The 17,189-nt window shown below is 41.9% G+C and carries 12 protein-coding genes; 2 read left to right on the top strand and 10 right to left on the bottom strand.

Going from position 1 to position 17,189, the window contains the following annotated elements; translation table 11 throughout:
• Positions 1–9 precede the first annotated feature (9 nt).
• From J7338_RS01115 to J7338_RS01095, 5 genes are all read right to left on the bottom strand, one after another.
• Entirely contained in the window at positions 10–414 is a 405-nt protein-coding gene (locus J7338_RS01115; protein ID WP_210794811.1) for an NUDIX hydrolase, read from the bottom strand.
• Between the two features lie 85 nt (positions 415–499).
• The gene (locus J7338_RS01110) at positions 500–1,525 is read right to left on the bottom strand and encodes a zinc-binding dehydrogenase (RefSeq protein WP_210794809.1); all 1,026 of its coding nucleotides are present in this window, start codon (positions 1,523–1,525) and stop codon (positions 500–502) included.
• A gap of 17 nt (positions 1,526–1,542) precedes the next feature.
• Positions 1,543–2,919, bottom strand: coding sequence for a TolC family protein (locus J7338_RS01105; RefSeq protein WP_210794807.1), 1,377 nt, complete (start codon positions 2,917–2,919; stop codon positions 1,543–1,545).
• Positions 2,912–6,067, bottom strand: coding sequence for an efflux RND transporter permease subunit (locus J7338_RS01100; RefSeq protein ID WP_210794805.1), 3,156 nt, complete (start codon positions 6,065–6,067; stop codon positions 2,912–2,914). Before J7338_RS01100 ends, J7338_RS01105 begins: the two co-directional genes overlap by 8 nt.
• Positions 6,068–6,075: 8 nt before the next feature.
• The gene (locus J7338_RS01095) at positions 6,076–7,242 is read right to left on the bottom strand and encodes an efflux RND transporter periplasmic adaptor subunit (RefSeq protein WP_210794803.1); all 1,167 of its coding nucleotides are present in this window, start codon (positions 7,240–7,242) and stop codon (positions 6,076–6,078) included.
• A 118-nt stretch (positions 7,243–7,360) separates the two neighbouring features.
• Between J7338_RS01095 and J7338_RS01090 the strand changes: the two genes are divergently transcribed.
• On the top strand, positions 7,361–8,308 hold the full coding sequence (locus J7338_RS01090; RefSeq protein WP_210794801.1) for a LysR family transcriptional regulator: 948 nt from the start codon (positions 7,361–7,363) through the stop codon (positions 8,306–8,308).
• A 694-nt stretch (positions 8,309–9,002) separates the two neighbouring features.
• A complete protein-coding gene (locus J7338_RS01085) occupies positions 9,003–9,728 on the top strand; it encodes a tetratricopeptide repeat protein (protein WP_210794799.1) in 726 nt (241 codons plus the stop codon).
• 40 nt (positions 9,729–9,768) lie between these two features.
• On the opposite strand, the gene J7338_RS01080 is transcribed toward J7338_RS01085, so the two are convergent.
• The 5 genes from J7338_RS01080 to J7338_RS01060 all read right to left on the bottom strand — a co-directional run bounded on the left by J7338_RS01080 (position 9,769) and on the right by J7338_RS01060 (position 17,181).
• On the bottom strand, positions 9,769–11,199 hold the full coding sequence (locus tag J7338_RS01080) for a coniferyl aldehyde dehydrogenase (protein WP_228732887.1): 1,431 nt from the start codon (positions 11,197–11,199) through the stop codon (positions 9,769–9,771).
• 199 nt (positions 11,200–11,398) lie between these two features.
• Complete coding sequence (locus tag J7338_RS01075) at positions 11,399–12,874, bottom strand: SLC13 family permease (protein ID WP_210794796.1); 1,476 nt, start codon at positions 12,872–12,874, stop codon at positions 11,399–11,401.
• Positions 12,875–12,886: 12 nt separating this feature from the next.
• Entirely contained in the window at positions 12,887–13,849 is a 963-nt protein-coding gene (locus tag J7338_RS01070; protein ID WP_210794794.1) for a porin, read from the bottom strand.
• A 228-nt stretch (positions 13,850–14,077) separates the two neighbouring features.
• A complete protein-coding gene (locus J7338_RS01065) occupies positions 14,078–15,445 on the bottom strand; it encodes a sigma-54-dependent transcriptional regulator (protein ID WP_210794792.1) in 1,368 nt (455 codons plus the stop codon).
• Positions 15,442–17,181: a sensor histidine kinase gene (locus tag J7338_RS01060; RefSeq protein ID WP_210794790.1), complete on the bottom strand. Its 1,740-nt coding sequence runs from the start codon at positions 17,179–17,181 to the stop codon at positions 15,442–15,444. Before J7338_RS01060 ends, J7338_RS01065 begins: the two co-directional genes overlap by 4 nt.
• Positions 17,182–17,189 lie beyond the last annotated feature (8 nt).

Genomic DNA, 17,189 nt, shown 5'->3' with positions numbered 1-17,189 from the left:
TAAGCTAAATTAAAATGCAGCACTATCAACTGTACCGGTATAATTTAAACAGGCTGCGACTCTATGTTGTTGAACCTTGGAAAGCTCCGACAATTTATAATAACGATGTGCTAAGTGTTCATCGCTGAGCGTGATCACAGCATCTTTTAACAAACTAACTCTAAAAATAAAAGCATGGGAATTAAACGCCTTGTGGTAATAAATGCCAGTTAAGTGTTCAATTTTCACTTCACAGCCGAGCTCTTCTTGGCATTCGCGTATAAGTGCTTGGTGTACTGTTTCACCCATATCTAACGCGCCACCAGGTAATCCCCACCCTTGTTCACCATAGCTTGCCTTCAGCTGCAAAATCTCCCCGCTTGCATTGGTGATCACCGCATGGGCGCTGAGTCGATAAAAGTCTGTAAATGTCATATTTACTCTCTAAGTTGATACTCTTAAACAATAACAAAAAGCCTCGCAATTGCGAGGCTTAAAGATTATGAATCACGGTTAATAATTAATCATGGCTAATTTTCACTACCTGCTTTCCGGCAAAGCCACCAGCAATTTGTTTATTCAGCGCCTGTGAAATACTACTGGCGTTAAATTCAACCTCAATGATCTGCGGTATTTTGATACTGCCACTGGCTAAATTGTCTAGCAATAAATTGCCCATAAAACTCATTTTTTGCTGAGCACATAAACTGTTTGCTAACCACGCTCCACCTAAAGAAACAATACCTATATTTGGTGCACGTCGGTACATCAGCTCCTGCTCAAACTTAGGCAATGGGTTTAAACAGGCAATTCGACCACAAAAACGCATTAATTCAACATTCCGTACAGTGGTTTCACCGCCAATAGAATCAAGCACCGCATCAAAGCCTTGTGGTCCAAGTTCTTTACGAATTTTATCACTAAGCTTTTTATCGTTGTAATCAAACACCACATCAGCACCCAATTGCTTAACCAGCTTATGGTTGCGTTTGCTCGCAGTCGTAAATACCGTAGCACCACGTTGTTTGGCAAATTGGATGGCGAACTGACCGACGCCCCCCGCACCAGCTTCAATTAAAATCGAGTCGCCTTCGGTTAATTGCAGTTTATCAAGAGCTATTAATGCCGACATCCCTGCGCAGGGCAATGTCGCGGCTTGCTGTAACGTAACACTGTCAGGAATTTGCGATACAGCAAAGTTAGGTACTTTAGCGTATTGCGACAATACCCCTTGATCACCAACATTACCATGCCACATGACCCGAGTACCGACACTTGGAAATACCCCTTTAGTGGCTTTTACCACCACCCCTACAGCATCAAGGCCTAAGGTATGAGGATAGTGCCATTTACAAAAACCTTGTTTAGCAAAATACGCATCAACCGGATTCAACGCAACATACTCAACCTTTATCAACAATTCGTTGTCTACGACATCAGGCACCGGCAATTCAAGCTCAGATAAATTAATCTGTTCATTAGGTTCAAGTAACGCAATCACACGCATTGTGGCGGGGATTGTTGATAAAAGATCAGTATGTGGCATCAAAAACTCAACTTAACTTAATTAACTAGCGCATAACTCCAACGACCATTAAATACTTGATAAGTGTTTACTTTAGCAAGTAATGATGAAATCGTTGAGTCAATTGCATTTTCCTGCGCTATTAAAACATCCTGTCGCGCATCTAACAACTCTAAGTAAGGTATTTGCCCTTCTTGGTACATCGCCTGCGCTTGTAAAAAGGCGTTATTAGCAAACTCATAACGCTGTTTGGCATAGCCTAGCTGCTTGGTTTGTTTGACTAATAACTGCAGCGAAAGTTCACTCTGTGCTAATGCCTCCAACACCACTTGTTGATATTGGCTGTAAGCGGCTTCACTGAGATATTGCTGAGCATCACGTTGCGCCAATAACGCAGGGTAGCTCAATAATGACCACTGAATGCGTGGGGCAACTTGCCATTGCTGCGTAGTATCAGATAGCTGGTTGTTATCTAAACTCACTACACCTGCAAACGCCGTTAAACTGATATCTGGTAATAATGCTTTACTCGCAGCCACGCTCAATGAATTTGCTTGGCTAAATTCAAATAATGCTTGGCTAATATCAGGACGCAGTGCAATGGCATCACTTGGGGTGGCTAAGCTTACAGTAAATGCATGCTCAAACAGGGCTTGCTCGTCAGCTAAGGTTAGATCAGCAGGTAACTGCCCTGTTAGCGTAGCAAGCGTCGCTAAGTCACGAAATTGCGCGTATTCAATATCTGGCAATAAGGCTTGTTGCTGCTTTAATTGTGCCAAGGTTCGATTTAAATCAAGTTCATTAGCAACCCCTTCCTCAACCCGAGCCCGCAAAACCGCAATACTTTGCTCTAATGCTTCAATTTGTTGGTCAATGATCTGCTGTTTTTGCTTATTGCCTTGAAAGCTAACAAACCCTTTTACTACAGCGCTAACAACTTCAATATGCAAAGCACGCAATTGTTCCGCTTGACTCATTGCCCCAGCATTCGCAGCATTAACAAGTGCAGTGATTTTGCCAAACAAATCAAGTTGCCAATCAAGGTTAACATTAGCCGCTGATTGACGTGTATCTATATCATCAATACTTGAGCGAGTGGCATCAACGATCATTCCCCCTTGCGGTAGATATTGGGCTTTTTGCCCACCCAGACGGGCAAGTGCACTTTTCAGCTTTAACTGACTAGTGTGTAAATCATGATTATTAGTTCGTGCGCTTATTATTAAATTATTTAGTTGGCTTGAATTTAATTGCTGCCACCAATTAAGTTCATCTTGACCTTGTAGCTGAGCAGCGAGCTGCGTTTGCGCAACAAATTCTTGCAACTGACTTTGGTACTGCTGTTCATCAATTTTACTAGCGCAGCCACTTAATAAACCCGCTACAACAAGAGCGGTTAACTTATACTTACTCATTAATTTGCTCCTGCGTAGTCACTTTACGGGTTTTAGTTACCAAAATATAAAACACGGGGGTAAATAATAAACCAAACACGGTTACACCAATCATACCCGAGAATACCGCGTTGCCCATTGCATGGCGCATTTCTGCTCCAGCTCCCGTTGCTAATACTAAGGGAATGACACCCGCAGTAAAGGCAATTGACGTCATTAAGATAGGTCGTAAACGCATCCGACAAGCTTCTAAAATAGCGTCAAAATGACTCAATCCATGGTTATTTTTATCGCGTGCAAACTCCACCATTAAAATGGCATTTTTAGAAGCCAAGGCAACCAGTACAATCAATGCTATTTGGGTGAAAATATTATTATCAGCGCCCACCAACCATACACCCATTAATGCTGAGAATATTGTCATTGGTACAATCAGAATAATAGCCAGTGGTAGACGTAAGCTTTCATATTGCGCAGCCAATACCATGAACACTAATAACACCACTAATGGGAATACATAGACCATGGTATTACCCGCTAGAATTTGCTGAAAAGTAACTTCGGTCCATTCGTACTCAATACCCGTAGGTAAATTATCAGCCAAGATCAGCTCAATTGCCTGCTGTGCTTGATCTGAACTGTAACCAGGCGCTGGACTACCATTAAGCTCTGCACTTGGGTAACCATTGTAATGCATCACTCGATCAGGGCCTGTTGTAGGCGTTGCCGTTAATACCGAGCCTAATGGCACCATATTCCCTTGGTTATTGCGCACTTTTAGATTCAATATTTGTTCTGGATCAAGGCGAAAATCAGCATCAGCTTGGGCATTAACTTGGTACGTACGGCCAAATAAATTAAAGTCATTAACGTACATTGAGCCCAAATACACTTGCAACGCATTAAACACTTCATCTAATGGAATACCTTGAATAAGCGCTTGCTCTCGGTCGATATCAATATCCATTTGTGGTACTTGAATTCTAAAACTTGAATAGAGCCCCATTAACGCCGGATCTTGCTGAGCTTTACCAATCACCGTTTGCAAACTGTTAAATAGTGTTTCAAAGCCTTTATTACCGCGATCTTCAATTTGCAGTTTAAACCCACCCGTGGTGCCTAAACCTTGAATTGGCGGCGGTGGAAATACAGCCACAAATGCTTCATCAATAGCACTAAAACGCTGGTTTAACTGTGCCGCAATAGCCATCGCCGATTTACTCGGATCGCTTCGCTCACTAAAGGCTTCTAGCGGTGTAAATACAATGGCGCTATTAGGACTGTTAGTAAAACCATTTACCGACAAGCCAGGAAAGGCAACTGTGTGAGCAACACCAGGGACTTGCAGTGCAATTTCTTGCATTTGTCTAACCACATCTTGAGTACGGTCTAAACTCGCTGCATCAGGTAATTGTGCTATCGCAACTAAATATTGCTTATCTTGTGCAGGAATAAAACCACCCGGCACGGCATCAAATAGCTTAATTGTTCCACCTAATAAAACCACGTATGCAATCACCACTACCACGCTCATGCGCATTAGTTTTTGTACCAGCTTTTGATAGCCTTTGGCACCACGGTCAAATACTCGATTAAAGGGTGCAAATAACCAGCGACCAAATAAACGATTTAATAAACGCGTCAGCGCATCCGGTTTAGCATCATGGCTTTTAAGTAATAGTGCCGCCAACGCAGGTGATAAAGTTAATGAGTTAAATGCTGAGATAACCGTTGAAATAGTAATAGTTAACGCAAACTGTTTATAAAATTGACCTGATAAACCACTAATAAACGCAGTAGGAATAAACACGGCACACAACACTAACGCAATCGCGATTATAGGACCTGTCACTTCAGTCATCGCCACACGCGTGGCTTCCAGAGGTGATAAACCTTGTTCAATGTTACGTTCAACGTTTTCGACCACCACGATAGCATCATCGACCACAATACCTATGGCAAGTACTAAACCAAATAACGACAGCGTATTGATCGAGACCCCTAACCACTGCATCACCGCAAAAGTACCGATTAGTGAAACTGGCACAGCTATAAGTGGAATAATCGAAGCACGCCAGGTTTGTAAAAATAACACCACTACAATTACCACTAACGCGATAGCTTCAAGTAACGTTTTGATCACCGCATCAATCGAGCCGCGAACAAATACCGTAGGGTCGTAGACAATGTCGTACTCAACACCAGCTGGAAAATCTTTCGATAAACGCGCCATGGTTTCGCGTACTTGATCTGAAAGCTCAATCGCATTAGAGCCAGGACGTTGAAATATCGGCATCGCCAGTGCTGGTTGATTATCAAGTTCAGCTCTAAGTGAGTAAGTGTTTTGGCCTAAATCGACACGTGCAACATCGCTTAGACGTGTTAATTGACCTTGTTCACCCACTTTAATGATCACTTGCTGAAACTCTTCAATGCTGTTTAAGCGCCCTTTTACATTTAACAATATTTGAAATTGACTGTCTGTCGAAGCAGGTTGTGCACCTAAGCTACCCGCTGCAACTTGTTGGTTTTGCGCACGCAATGCGTTGACGACGTCCATTGCGGTTAATTCTCGTGCTGCTAATGCATCGGGGTTAAGCCACACTCGCATTGAATATTGACCACCACCAAATAATTTTACATCGCCTACGCCACTCAAACGTGCAATTTGGTCTTTCACATATAAGTCAGCGTAGTTAGATAGATACGCTGTATCATGTGTTTTTTCCGGTGAGAATAAGTGTACCACCATGGTTAGATCAGGTGATGATTTTTCAGCGACGACGCCTAAGCGCTGCACTTCTTGTGGTAGTCGCGGCAAAGCACTGTTAACCCGATTTTGTACTTGTACTTGCGCACGATCTAAATCTGTTCCCAATGAAAACGTTACTGTCAGTGTCATACGCCCATCACTGGTCGCTTGGGAAAACATATACAACATGTTTTCAGTACCATTGATCTCTTGCTCCAATGGAGTCGCCACAGTTTGTGCTATAACAGTTGGGTTTGCTCCTGGGTAGTTCGCAGTTACCACAACTGTCGGCGGAACAACTTCTGGATACTCACTGACCGGCAGTTGAAACAACGATATGGCACCAGCAATTAAAATCACCAATGACAGCATGGCTGCAAATATCGGTCGTTGAATAAAAAAGTGAGAAAATTTCATTATTTGTCCTACTTCTTAGCCATAAGCGTGTGCTGCGCCGTTGGCGATAACGTAAAAGCAACACCAGTTGTGTCTATGGTCACTGTATTAGGTGAAATCGGCATGCCAGGTCCAACACGCGCAGGACCATTAACCGCAATCACATCGCCAGCTTTTAAGCCCGAGGTAATAGCGCGAAAACTGCCATAGCGCTCACCGGTTGTAACCAGTTTATATTCGAGAATATTGCCTTCACCTACAGTAAGCACAAAGCGATTTTTCAAATCGGTGCCAATTGCTCTATCAGGCACAATAACTTGCTCTGTAACGTCATTGGCCGCTAACTTAATACGTGCAAATGAACCGGCGCGTAAGGCGGTATTTTCATCAAATCGTGCACGCACTCGCAAAGTACCTGTTGCTGCATTGATTTGATTATCAATAAAGTCGATATAACCGGTGTGTGCAAAGCCATTTTGACCCACTTTTTGCATGACTACTTGCTGATGAGCAGCGGCGGTTACTTCATCAAATGAACTATTCCAAGTGCGTTCATCAACATCAAAGTAAGCATACATAGTTTGATTTGATACGATTGAAGTCAGTACACTTTGCCCTGCAAGCACATTATTACCTTTGGTAATATTTGCACGCGAGATCACACCATCAATGGGTGAACGTATATCTGTAAATTCTAAATCTAAATTAGCTGCAATTAGCTGGGCTTTTAAGGCCGCAAGTTGTGCTTCACGTTGGTGTAAGGTTGACGTACGTGATTCCGCTTGCTCTGTTGAAATCGCTTTACGCTGCGTTAATCGCTGCGCTCTTTTAGCTTCACTTTGCGCTTGCGATAAAGCCGCTTCAGCACTGACTACTTGTGCCTCTAAACTTGCTACAACTGCAGCATATGGGCGAGCGTCCAGTTTAAACAGTAAGTCACCCTGTTTAACCTCGTCGCCCTCATTAAACGCAATATGCTCAATAACTCCGGCAACACGCGGCATAAGTGATACTTCTTCCGGCGCTTCTAAACGCGTAGTGTAGGTGTGCCAATTTTGCACTGGCTTAATGATCACTGAGGCAACATCTATTGGTTGAAGATGTTGTTGACTCGTTTGTTGGGCTGGCTCTTCAGCACAACCAGCAAGGGCAAGTGATGCCCCTAAAACTGCAATAGCTATTAAGTGTTTGTTCATGACGACGCTCCTGTTAGTGTATTTTTCCATGGTACGGAACAAACATGCGGACAAAAACCATAGATTTTTAAATTCATTAATGCCAATATGGCATCAATTAAATATTGGTGAGTAATTAATGGATACCACGAGTCGCTTATTAATGTTGTTAGAAGTCGTTGAGCGAGGCTCATTCGCTAAAGCAGCAGAAACCCGTAATATTGATCGTTCAGTGATCTCAAAACAAATAAGTCGCCTCGAAGATGATTTAGGGGTACGTTTACTGAACCGCACCACCCGCTCATTTTCACTGACAGCCGCAGGGGCCGAGATGATAAAAAAAGCCAGTGAGTTGAGGCAACTATTAGGTGAAACTGTACGTTTAGCCGAGAACTATCACCAAGAGCCACGGGGAGTGTTAAAAATCACTTCGTCAACCATTATTGGCAGACGTTATTTACAACCTGTCATTAATGATTTTCAAAAACGCTTCCCGCAAGTAGAAGTTGAACTAAGACTCGATGATAAGTTAGTTGATCTGGTATCTGAAGGCTTTGATCTTGCTTTTCGGGTCGGTGAGCCAAAAGATTCATCGCTGATCGCACGTAAAATTGCGCGCAATAGATTACTAATATTAGCCGCACCTGAGTTTATTCAAACGTATGGATTGCCAAGTAAAATAGAGGATTTAGCTGATTTACCCTCTGCCAGCTATTTTAGCACCTCGTTACGCGTTGAAGGTATTCGCTACGTAGATCAATTCGGTCTACCACAAGAGCAAAAAATTAAGAGTGTATTTAGAGCCAATGATGCAGAGGTATTACTTGATAAAACGCTCTCTGGAACAACCTATGTGCTCGCACCAGCATTTATTATTAATGATGAAATAAAGCAAGGCCGTTTAGTGCCTTTGTTAACCGATATCAAATTACAAGAGTACAGTGCGATGTACGCGGTATACCCGCACCGTGATCTACCAGTGAGAACACGGTTATTTTTTGATGCGATACGTGAGCACCTCGGTAAAGAGGCCCCTCTTTGGGAAAGTAATATTCCTGGTTTCGATCACATGTATCAAGGCGGTTAAGGCTATCGCGATAAGCGACTAAGCCGATACGTGCGCCTGAACAAAAACAAATCTATTTCAGCAAATTTTCCGTAATACTTGAGAACTATCTAAAGCTGCGATATCCATTGACTCACTTAAATTCAAACGAAAACGAGTGAGTATAGCGGCTAATTTAAAATTCAAGCTCATGTTTTATAGCCTTATTTATGGCACTGCGTTAATCAACTTAGTGCATTACATAAATGGAAGAATTAAAACAAAACCAATAAATAGAAATAATTATCATTTACCCATTGACGAACAATTAAATACAAGTAATAATCGTTCGTATCAACACGGAGTAGCATACCACAATAAGTTTGCGCTTATTGTATAAATCTAACGTACCGACCTCAGTGCCCTAGGGAAGATCGACCAGTAAGGATGCTGGACCCCTTTAGTACAAAGTTGTTGATGGAGATGGTGACGCTTCGAGCGTATTACTTACTCGACCCAAGTAATATAATTTAAAGATCACATTCACTTGCTACATTGCTCATATCGGTGACGGTTGATATGACCCAAAAAGCCCCTTTGGGGCTTTTTTATTTCTTTAAATTTTCTGTAATATCTGTATCTTATGTCTAAGGGTTATCATTTATAGTGCGAAACTGGGCAATTGTGGTTGTTGGGACTAAGATTAAACAGTAACACGCTAATAGGAGGTATTGTCATGTGGCAGCCGAAGTTTAAAATATGGTTGATGGTCGGTGCACTTAGCATCTGTGGTGTTGCTCATGCGGGGCTTGAAGAAGGGATCCGTGCAGCCAATGAAGGACAATTTGAAGACGCACTTAGAGAGTTTAACTACCTTGCAGAAAAAGGCTTTGCACCTGGAATTTACGAGCTAGGACAGCTATATGAAGGTGGCCACGGCGTAACACGCGATTATCACAAAGCAGCTGAACTTTATCAGCAAGGCGTTAATAAGCACCACGTCGACTCAATGTTTGCATTAGCTGTGCTTTATCAAGAAGGTAAAGGCGTTAAACTTGATAAACAAATGTCCGTTACACTCTTTAAGCAAGCAGCAGCAAAAAACTTGCCCGCCGCTCAGTTTAACTTAGGTGTGATGTACGCCAACGGCGATGGCGTTGCGCAAGATTATAAAGAAGCTATTAAATGGTATGAAAAAGCCGCAGGTAACAATTATACGCTAGCACAGTTTAATATGGCACTGATGTATTTCGAAGGCCATGGAGTCGAAAAAAATATAGAAAAATCATACATATGGAATACTGTTGCTGAATATAATGGTAGTTTAGATGCCAGTCACAGTCGTAAGCTAGATGAGCGCAAGCTGATGCCTACGCAAATTGCAGAAGCCAAAGAAAAAGCTGATGCATTGTATGAAAAAATCCAAGCAGGCCTTTATGCGGGCGAAAATCGGATGTTTTAACTGCCAGTTAAAACGCTATTGGATTGTACTTAACGCCTATTTATGGCCGCAAGTACAACCATTTAAGTATTTTAATCAATATCTTATTTTGCGCCAGTAACAATCCTAATTTAGGATTAAAACCACCCGTTTTCAATGTATTGCGAGCATGACTAAAGGTTAAAAAGCCTTCAATACCGTGATAATTTCCCATCCCAGAAGCACCTAAGCCGCCAAATGGCGCATCATCAGCAGTCACCTGCATTAAGGTGTCATTAATGGCAAATGTACCACTTTGAGTATGGTGCTGAATATGGGCATTGAGCTGTTTATTTTGTCCCATTATATACAAAGCTAACGGTTGAGGACGTTGGTTTAAAAAATCAATCGCTTGGCTGAGTTGCTGGTAAGTAACTATAGCAAGAATTGGCCCAAACAGTTCTTCTTGCATCAACCTCATATTGTCATTTACATCAGTCACAATATGCAAACCAAGACGGTGCTTATGTTCGTCACTTTGGTTTTCATCTAAAGGCTTAATTATTTGTGCGCCCTGTTGCTGTGCATCTGCCAATAAATCTGTTAAGCGCTGAAAATGATGACTGCTAATAACCGATGTTAAATTTTTACCTTCAACACCTAATTTATAATGTTTTTTATATAAGCTACAGAGACTTCTGACTAACTGGTGCTGTAACTTTTCAGGCACTAAAACATAATCGGGGGCAACACAAATCTGCCCTGCATTGGTCATTTTACCAAATAAAATAGCTTTAGCCGCCTTATCTATATCTACTTGCTCAGTAATAATGACTGGGGATTTTCCGCCTAACTCAAGAGTGACTGGGGTAAGGTTTTTACTCGCAGCGGCCATAACATGGCGCCCTACAGCTGTAGAGCCGGTAAAAAATAAGTGTGCGAATGGCAAACAGCTAAACTGTTGACTTAATTGCGCTTCACCTTCGATCACTGCGCAATGTTCGCTAAGCTCGCCTGTAAATAGTTTTTTGAGTACTTGATTGGTGTGCGGAGTAAATTCACTGACCTTTAATAATACCCGATTACCTGCGGCAATAGCGGTGATCACCGGCACAATTGATAATTGAATTGGGTAATTCCATGGGGAAATTATTCCCACTACTCCCTTGGGTTGATAGCTCACAGCAACTTTTGATGGCGCTAGGCTCAAACCCGCTTTTCGCGGTGAATCTTTTGCCCATTTAGGTAAATGCTTGATGGTGTGGCTGATCGTTTTGACCGTCGGCAATATATCACCCAAAATCGTATCAAAAGCAGTACGAAAGCCAAAGTCTTTCGAACTTGCAGCGACTAGTTCAGCTTCTAATATCAACAATTCACGCTTTAACGATTTTAATAAACGGATCCGCTGTGGTAATGCTAAATATGGCTGATCATCAAAATGTCGCTGCATTTCATCAAACTGCGCTTTTAGATCAACATTGCATATAGTATCTGTGTCAGACAAAGGCATACCCATAAACGAAATAAAGATTAAACCACTATAACTTTGTTTCTTATAAGGGGCAATATATAACCCAACCACCTTAAGATGGGAGTGTCGTTGGAATTAAAAGCGATTTAGGCAAGCTATTGATTGCAAGGAATAATGGTTTTGATATAGAGCGCTATCAACAAACAAATAGCGCTCCGGTTGGGTAACTTTAAATTACTTAAAAATTAAATACCGATGCCGCAAGGGTCATAGTGACAAATGTGATCAGCGCAATTGCAACAATATTTAATGCAAAGCCAGCTTTGATCATATCCTGCATTTTAATTTGCCCTGAGCCAAACACAATGGCATTAGGCGGAGTAGCAACAGGCATCATAAACGCACAACTACAGGCTATAGCCGCAGGAATAACCCAGACCAATGGTGTACCTGTGACTGACTCGGCAACAGGGCCAAGTAGTGGTAAAAATCCGGCTGCGGTTGCTGTATTACTGGTGATCTCAGTTAAGAAGGTGATCAAGGTTGCAATTGCTAACACACTCAATACTAATGGAATGGCGCTGGCGCCTTCAATCATATGAGCTATGTATTCAGCCAAACCTGATGATTTTATTTGTGCCGCTAGGGTTAAGCCACCACCAAATAACAATAACACTCCCCAAGGAACTCCTGCCGCACTTTGCCAATCAAGAATACGTTCATCACGGCCTTTATTCGCCGGCAAGACAAATAATAATAATGCAGCGGCAATGGCAATACCGGTATCCGATATTTTTAAACCAGAAAAATCAGCGATCAGAGGTCTAAATATCCAGCACACAGCGGCAAATAAAAACACCCATAACACCCCTTTTTCAGCGCGCTGCATAGTGCCTAGATCTTTTAACTGCGAACGAAATAGTGACTTGGTGTCGACTTTTTGAGGTTTTTCATCCGTTTTATCAACTTTATAAGCAAACTTGGTCAGCCACAGCCAACAAATGATCAACATAGTCAGTGACAATGGCACACCCACCATCATCCATTGCGCAAAACCAATTTCAATTTTATAACTGTCTGATAAATAAGCGGCCATCAATGCATTCGGTGGCGTACCAATTAAAGTTGCAATGCCGCCAATGCTGGCACCATAAGCAATAGAAAGTAACAGTGCTTTACCAAAACCATTATTATTTGGATTAGATTTTTGCACTAAATGAGTGATAGACATAGCAATAGGTAACATCATCACTGCTGTTGCAGTATTTGACATCCACATTGATAAGAATGCCGTTACTAACATCATCGCTAATATCTGCAAACTCGGTTTTGAACCCGCGTAAAGCATAGTACGTAAAGCAATGCGCTTGTGTAAGCCCCAACGCTCCATCGCAATGGAGATCAAAAAGCCGCCTAAAAACAAGAATATTAATGGGTGCGCATACGGTGCAGCGACACTTTTTATCGCAGCAATGTCAGCCAACGGAGAAAATACCAGCGGCAGTAGCGCAGTAGCCGGAATAGGAACCACCTCACTCACCCACCATGATGCCATCCAAAACGCTAATCCTGAAGTACGAAGAGCAGCGCTACTCATGCCAGCAGGAGGGTCGATCAAACACGTAAGTAACATGACCGCAGGGCCCAATAACAATAGCAACATCTGTATCATTGGATTTTTTTCAGGTTTATCGTCTAAAGTTTGTGTGCTCATATTAAACCCCTATTAAAATTTATACTTTAAGCCAAGGGCTAAGCTACTATCCGTTTGCTGTTGCAAATCTAAGTCAGTATAAAATAAGTACGCGGTAGTTTGTTTATCAAATAAATAATCCACACCTGCAGTCCACTGGTTGCCCTTAGTACTTTGGCGAATAGTTGAGTCATCACTGGCAAATTGTAGTTTTGGCTGCCATTTGTCAATGGTATAACTGGCACTCAACACATAGCCGTTTCCTGATTTAGTACCATCTACTGACTCACTGTGCTGGTAAATAGCACCTAGTTGTAAATCATTTTTTTGCCACGCGCCAACAACACGACTGGCATTGATATTATTGAGTGAATCAATATGGCTGATCGCCACGTAATAATTTTTATTTTTTAAACCACGGTCACCGTATATTAACGTAGCGGCATAGCCTGCTTCATTATTGGCGCTGTCATCCTTCAAAGCATAGGTAAGTGATAACTGAGCTCCCGCATATGATTTTGAACTATACGTTATGGTATCACCAAGGCGATCTTGACCGGGTAGTAATTGAGCAATATCGGCTTGAGTTTCATTGAAGTTATCGACTTTACCTTCTGAATACTTAAAGCGAGTATCGTTTCGACCAACCACAACTTCACCAAAATTTCCCGCTAAACCTAAATAAGTATTGCGGGCGCTGAATGGCTCATCTGTATCATCGTGCTCAAAACCCTTTACTTGCACTTCGTATTTAAATACCGCTTTTAACGAATCAGTGAGTACATGTTGCCCTTTCACACCAATACGTGAAAAAGGCGCATCGATTTGCGTTCCTTTTTTAGCATAACGCATTACGCCGTTGTCAGTATTAGCAATTTGCACTTCTGCTTTACCATAAATGTCATACTCTGCGGCATGAACACTTTGCCCAAAGCAAGCAGCTGCAAAACTTGTGGCTACAAAAACAGGGATTAGTTTTTTGTCTATTATTATCATTGTGTACCCTTATTATTAGAATCATTTGTTGTTCCCGCTAATAAAGGCAAGTTTACTGCCAACTGCTTATAAAACAGTAAAGTTTAAAATATTCAAATACTTAAAATCAAACTTGAATTCTGCTTGCAATAAAAAGTGCGGGATCCCACACACTCTCAAAGCGTGGCTGTCACCATTTCCACCCATCAAATCAAGCTGAGCGAGTAAATCCCTGAAGCAAAGTTCTGGTCAATCAATAAACATGTCACGGTTGAGGCTATATTTATTCATTTTGTCATACAAAGTTTTACGGGCAATTTGTAAGGTATTCATGGTTTCTTTAATACTACCTTGATGGCGTTCAAGGGCTTCTTCGATTAAAGATTGCTCATAAAAACATACTTTTTCCGCCAAACTCAGATCGGGCGATAACTCACTACCATTATTATTTTCGGTATTGGCGAACGCTAATTCGGCGCCCAGTAGCACCGCTCGTTCAGCTTGGTTTCTAAGCTCTCTGACATTACCTGGCCACTGATAACTAAGTAAACGCTGTAATATATCGCTGCTTAAAGGAGCGGGAGGTTTATGAAAACGAGTTGCGGCAATTGAGCTGAAATGTTTGAATAATAAAGGAATATCAGCTTTTCTATCACGCAATGCCGGAATACTTACCTTCACTAAATTGAGTCGATAATATAAGTCAGCTCTAAAGTCCCCTTTTTCGACCAAGGATAATAAATCAACTTTGGTTGCCGCAACAATACGTATGTCTAAGTCAACGGCGGTATTAACGCCGACGGGGGTCACTTTTCGCTCTTCTAAAACGCGAAGTAACTTTACTTGCAATGATGCCGGTGTGCTTTCTATCTCATCTAAAAACACCGTACCACCTTGAGCAAACTCAAATTTACCTTGGCGACTGTGTGTTGCCCCTGTAAACGCACCGCTGGCCGCACCAAATAGTTCACTTTCAATCAGTTGCTCTGGTATGGCACCACAGTTAATTGCCACAAAATTACAGTTTGAACGGCTGCTTTGATCGTGTAAAAAGCGTGCAACTAACTCTTTACCGGTGCCAGTTTCACCTTCAATCATCACATCTGCGGGAGTGTCGCTCACCGCATTGAGCAAGTGCATCATTTGCTGCATTTGCACGGTTTCCCCTAAGATCCGTACACCTGGGGCTGACGTTTTTTCTACCGCTAGTTTTAAAGCACGATTTTCCATTACCAAGGCACGCTTATCACACGCTCTGGCAATACAATCTAATAACTGCTCTGTAAGGGGTTTTTCAAATAAGTCGTAAGCCCCTAATTGCATGGCTTTAACGGCCACCGATACATCAGCAAATCCAGTCAGAAAGATCACCGGTAATTCGCTATCAAATGCTTGAACTTGTTCTAAAAAAGCCAGCCCATCCATTTTCGGCATATTAATATCACTGAGCACCACCCCGTTAAAACGACGATTAAGTTTTGATAAAGCACTCATTGGATCGCTAAAACACTGTACTTGATAGCCTTCGAGTGTCAGCAATTGGTCAAGTGAATCGCGGATCATTGCTTCGTCATCAATAACAATAACTTGCTTACAATCAATTGCTAACGTATTCATAACACTCCTTTAGTACTTGCTAAGGTAATAATAAATTGAGCACCACCGCCTGGGCGATTATGTGCAGTTAAACAGCCATTAAATGAATTAATGATTTGCTTAGAAATAGATAGCCCTAAGCCAAGGCCATTAGTCGATTTAGTGCTATAAAAAGGCTCAAAAATAGTCCCCAGCATATGCAACTCTATACCAGGCCCAGTATCCAAAATAGACAGCTTAACGCGGTCATCAAACTGCTCTATTTCAAAACTCAGCTCTCGCACAGGACTGTCGGCCATTGCTTGGCTAGCATTGGTGAGCACATTCACTAATACTTGCTCAAATTTAATACCATCAACCCATACTTTTACAGTGTCAGCAATATCAGCGGTGTTAACGTTGACATCATCCTGCTTTAATTGCGCGGAGGCGATCACCATGGCATTTTTAAGTAACTGGTTTAAGCTTTGCTCTCTTAACTGTGTTTGTGCCGGTTTACTAAAGTGCTTTAATTGTCCAACAATTTTATGTACTCGTTCGATCAACGATTGCACAATAACAATATTTTCAGCTGCCTTTGTAATATCACCTTTGGCAATCAAGCGTTTAGCACTAACCAAATACGTACTCATTGCACTCAAGGGTTGGTTAATCTCATGATTAATACCCGCGCTGAGTTGACCTATGGTGGCCAATTTGGCTGTTTGCAGCAGCGCTGTTTGTGCTTTTTCGAGGGCATGAGTGCGCTCTATAACTTCTTGCTCAAGGCTGTGGCGAGAAAAAAGTAATTTTCTATAGCCAGCAAAGCGTGCCATTAAGCTATAAAAAAGCATTAACCCTCCGGCATAAATCACACTCAACCAAAACAACCGCCCTAGTTGATTAATATTCACCGACGATATATCAACAAGCACCGTTATTTTTGCATTCAGTCGCTCAATCGGCGCACTGGCAGGCACATATTTACTGCGTTTATTCGCAGCATCATTAATGTATAACAGTGATATCCCTTGGCTGGTAATGTGCTCAGCTGTGATAACTTTTGGTATATAATCTAGATAGCGACGACTTGTCTTAAAATGTTGGTAGTCGCCTGCGCTAAGGCTATGCAGCGAATTGAGTCGCCATAATGGACTATCGGACATAGCGATAATATTATCGTCTAAGCTTAAATAAAAATGGCTAGCGTGGGACGCATTCAGTAATTGTCGATCAGTTTCAAACTTAGACACATTCACTTTTAAGGTGACCACGCCAATCACTTGCGCACCGCGATAAATCGGTTCAGAAAAATAAATACCGCGCTCTTTAGAGCGTGAGCCTAAGGCAAAATAGGCAATTTTATTACCCGCTAATGCCTGATAAAAATACGGGCGAAATGCAAAGTTATTACCGATATAACTGTAATCAAGTTGCCAATTGCTCGATGCAATAACATCCCCTTCGCGATTAAGGACATAGACGTCTGATGCACCACTGGCTTGTTGGATATCGGCCAAATAATTATTAATAGGCTGCACGGGCTGATCAGTATCGCTAATAAATGCAGAGAGTAACTGGTTATCAGTAACTAAATGAGGGATAGTTGCAAAACGAGAGAGTTCAGTATCAAGATAATTACGCAATTGATTCACTTGGAGGTCAGCTTGCTGCTTTGCTTGACTTAAATCATAGTGTCGGCCAAATAAAAAACTAAGCAACAGCACACTAATTAAAATGGCAACAGCGATTAATATTTTTCGGGGAAAACGTAGCATGATCAACC

The sequence above is a fragment of the Pseudoalteromonas ostreae genome (genome assembly GCF_018069805.1).
Classification (GTDB): domain Bacteria; phylum Pseudomonadota; class Gammaproteobacteria; order Enterobacterales; family Alteromonadaceae; genus Pseudoalteromonas; species Pseudoalteromonas ostreae.
The sequence above is the reverse complement of the archived record's forward strand: the minus strand, read 5'-3'. Positions and strand labels throughout refer to the sequence as shown.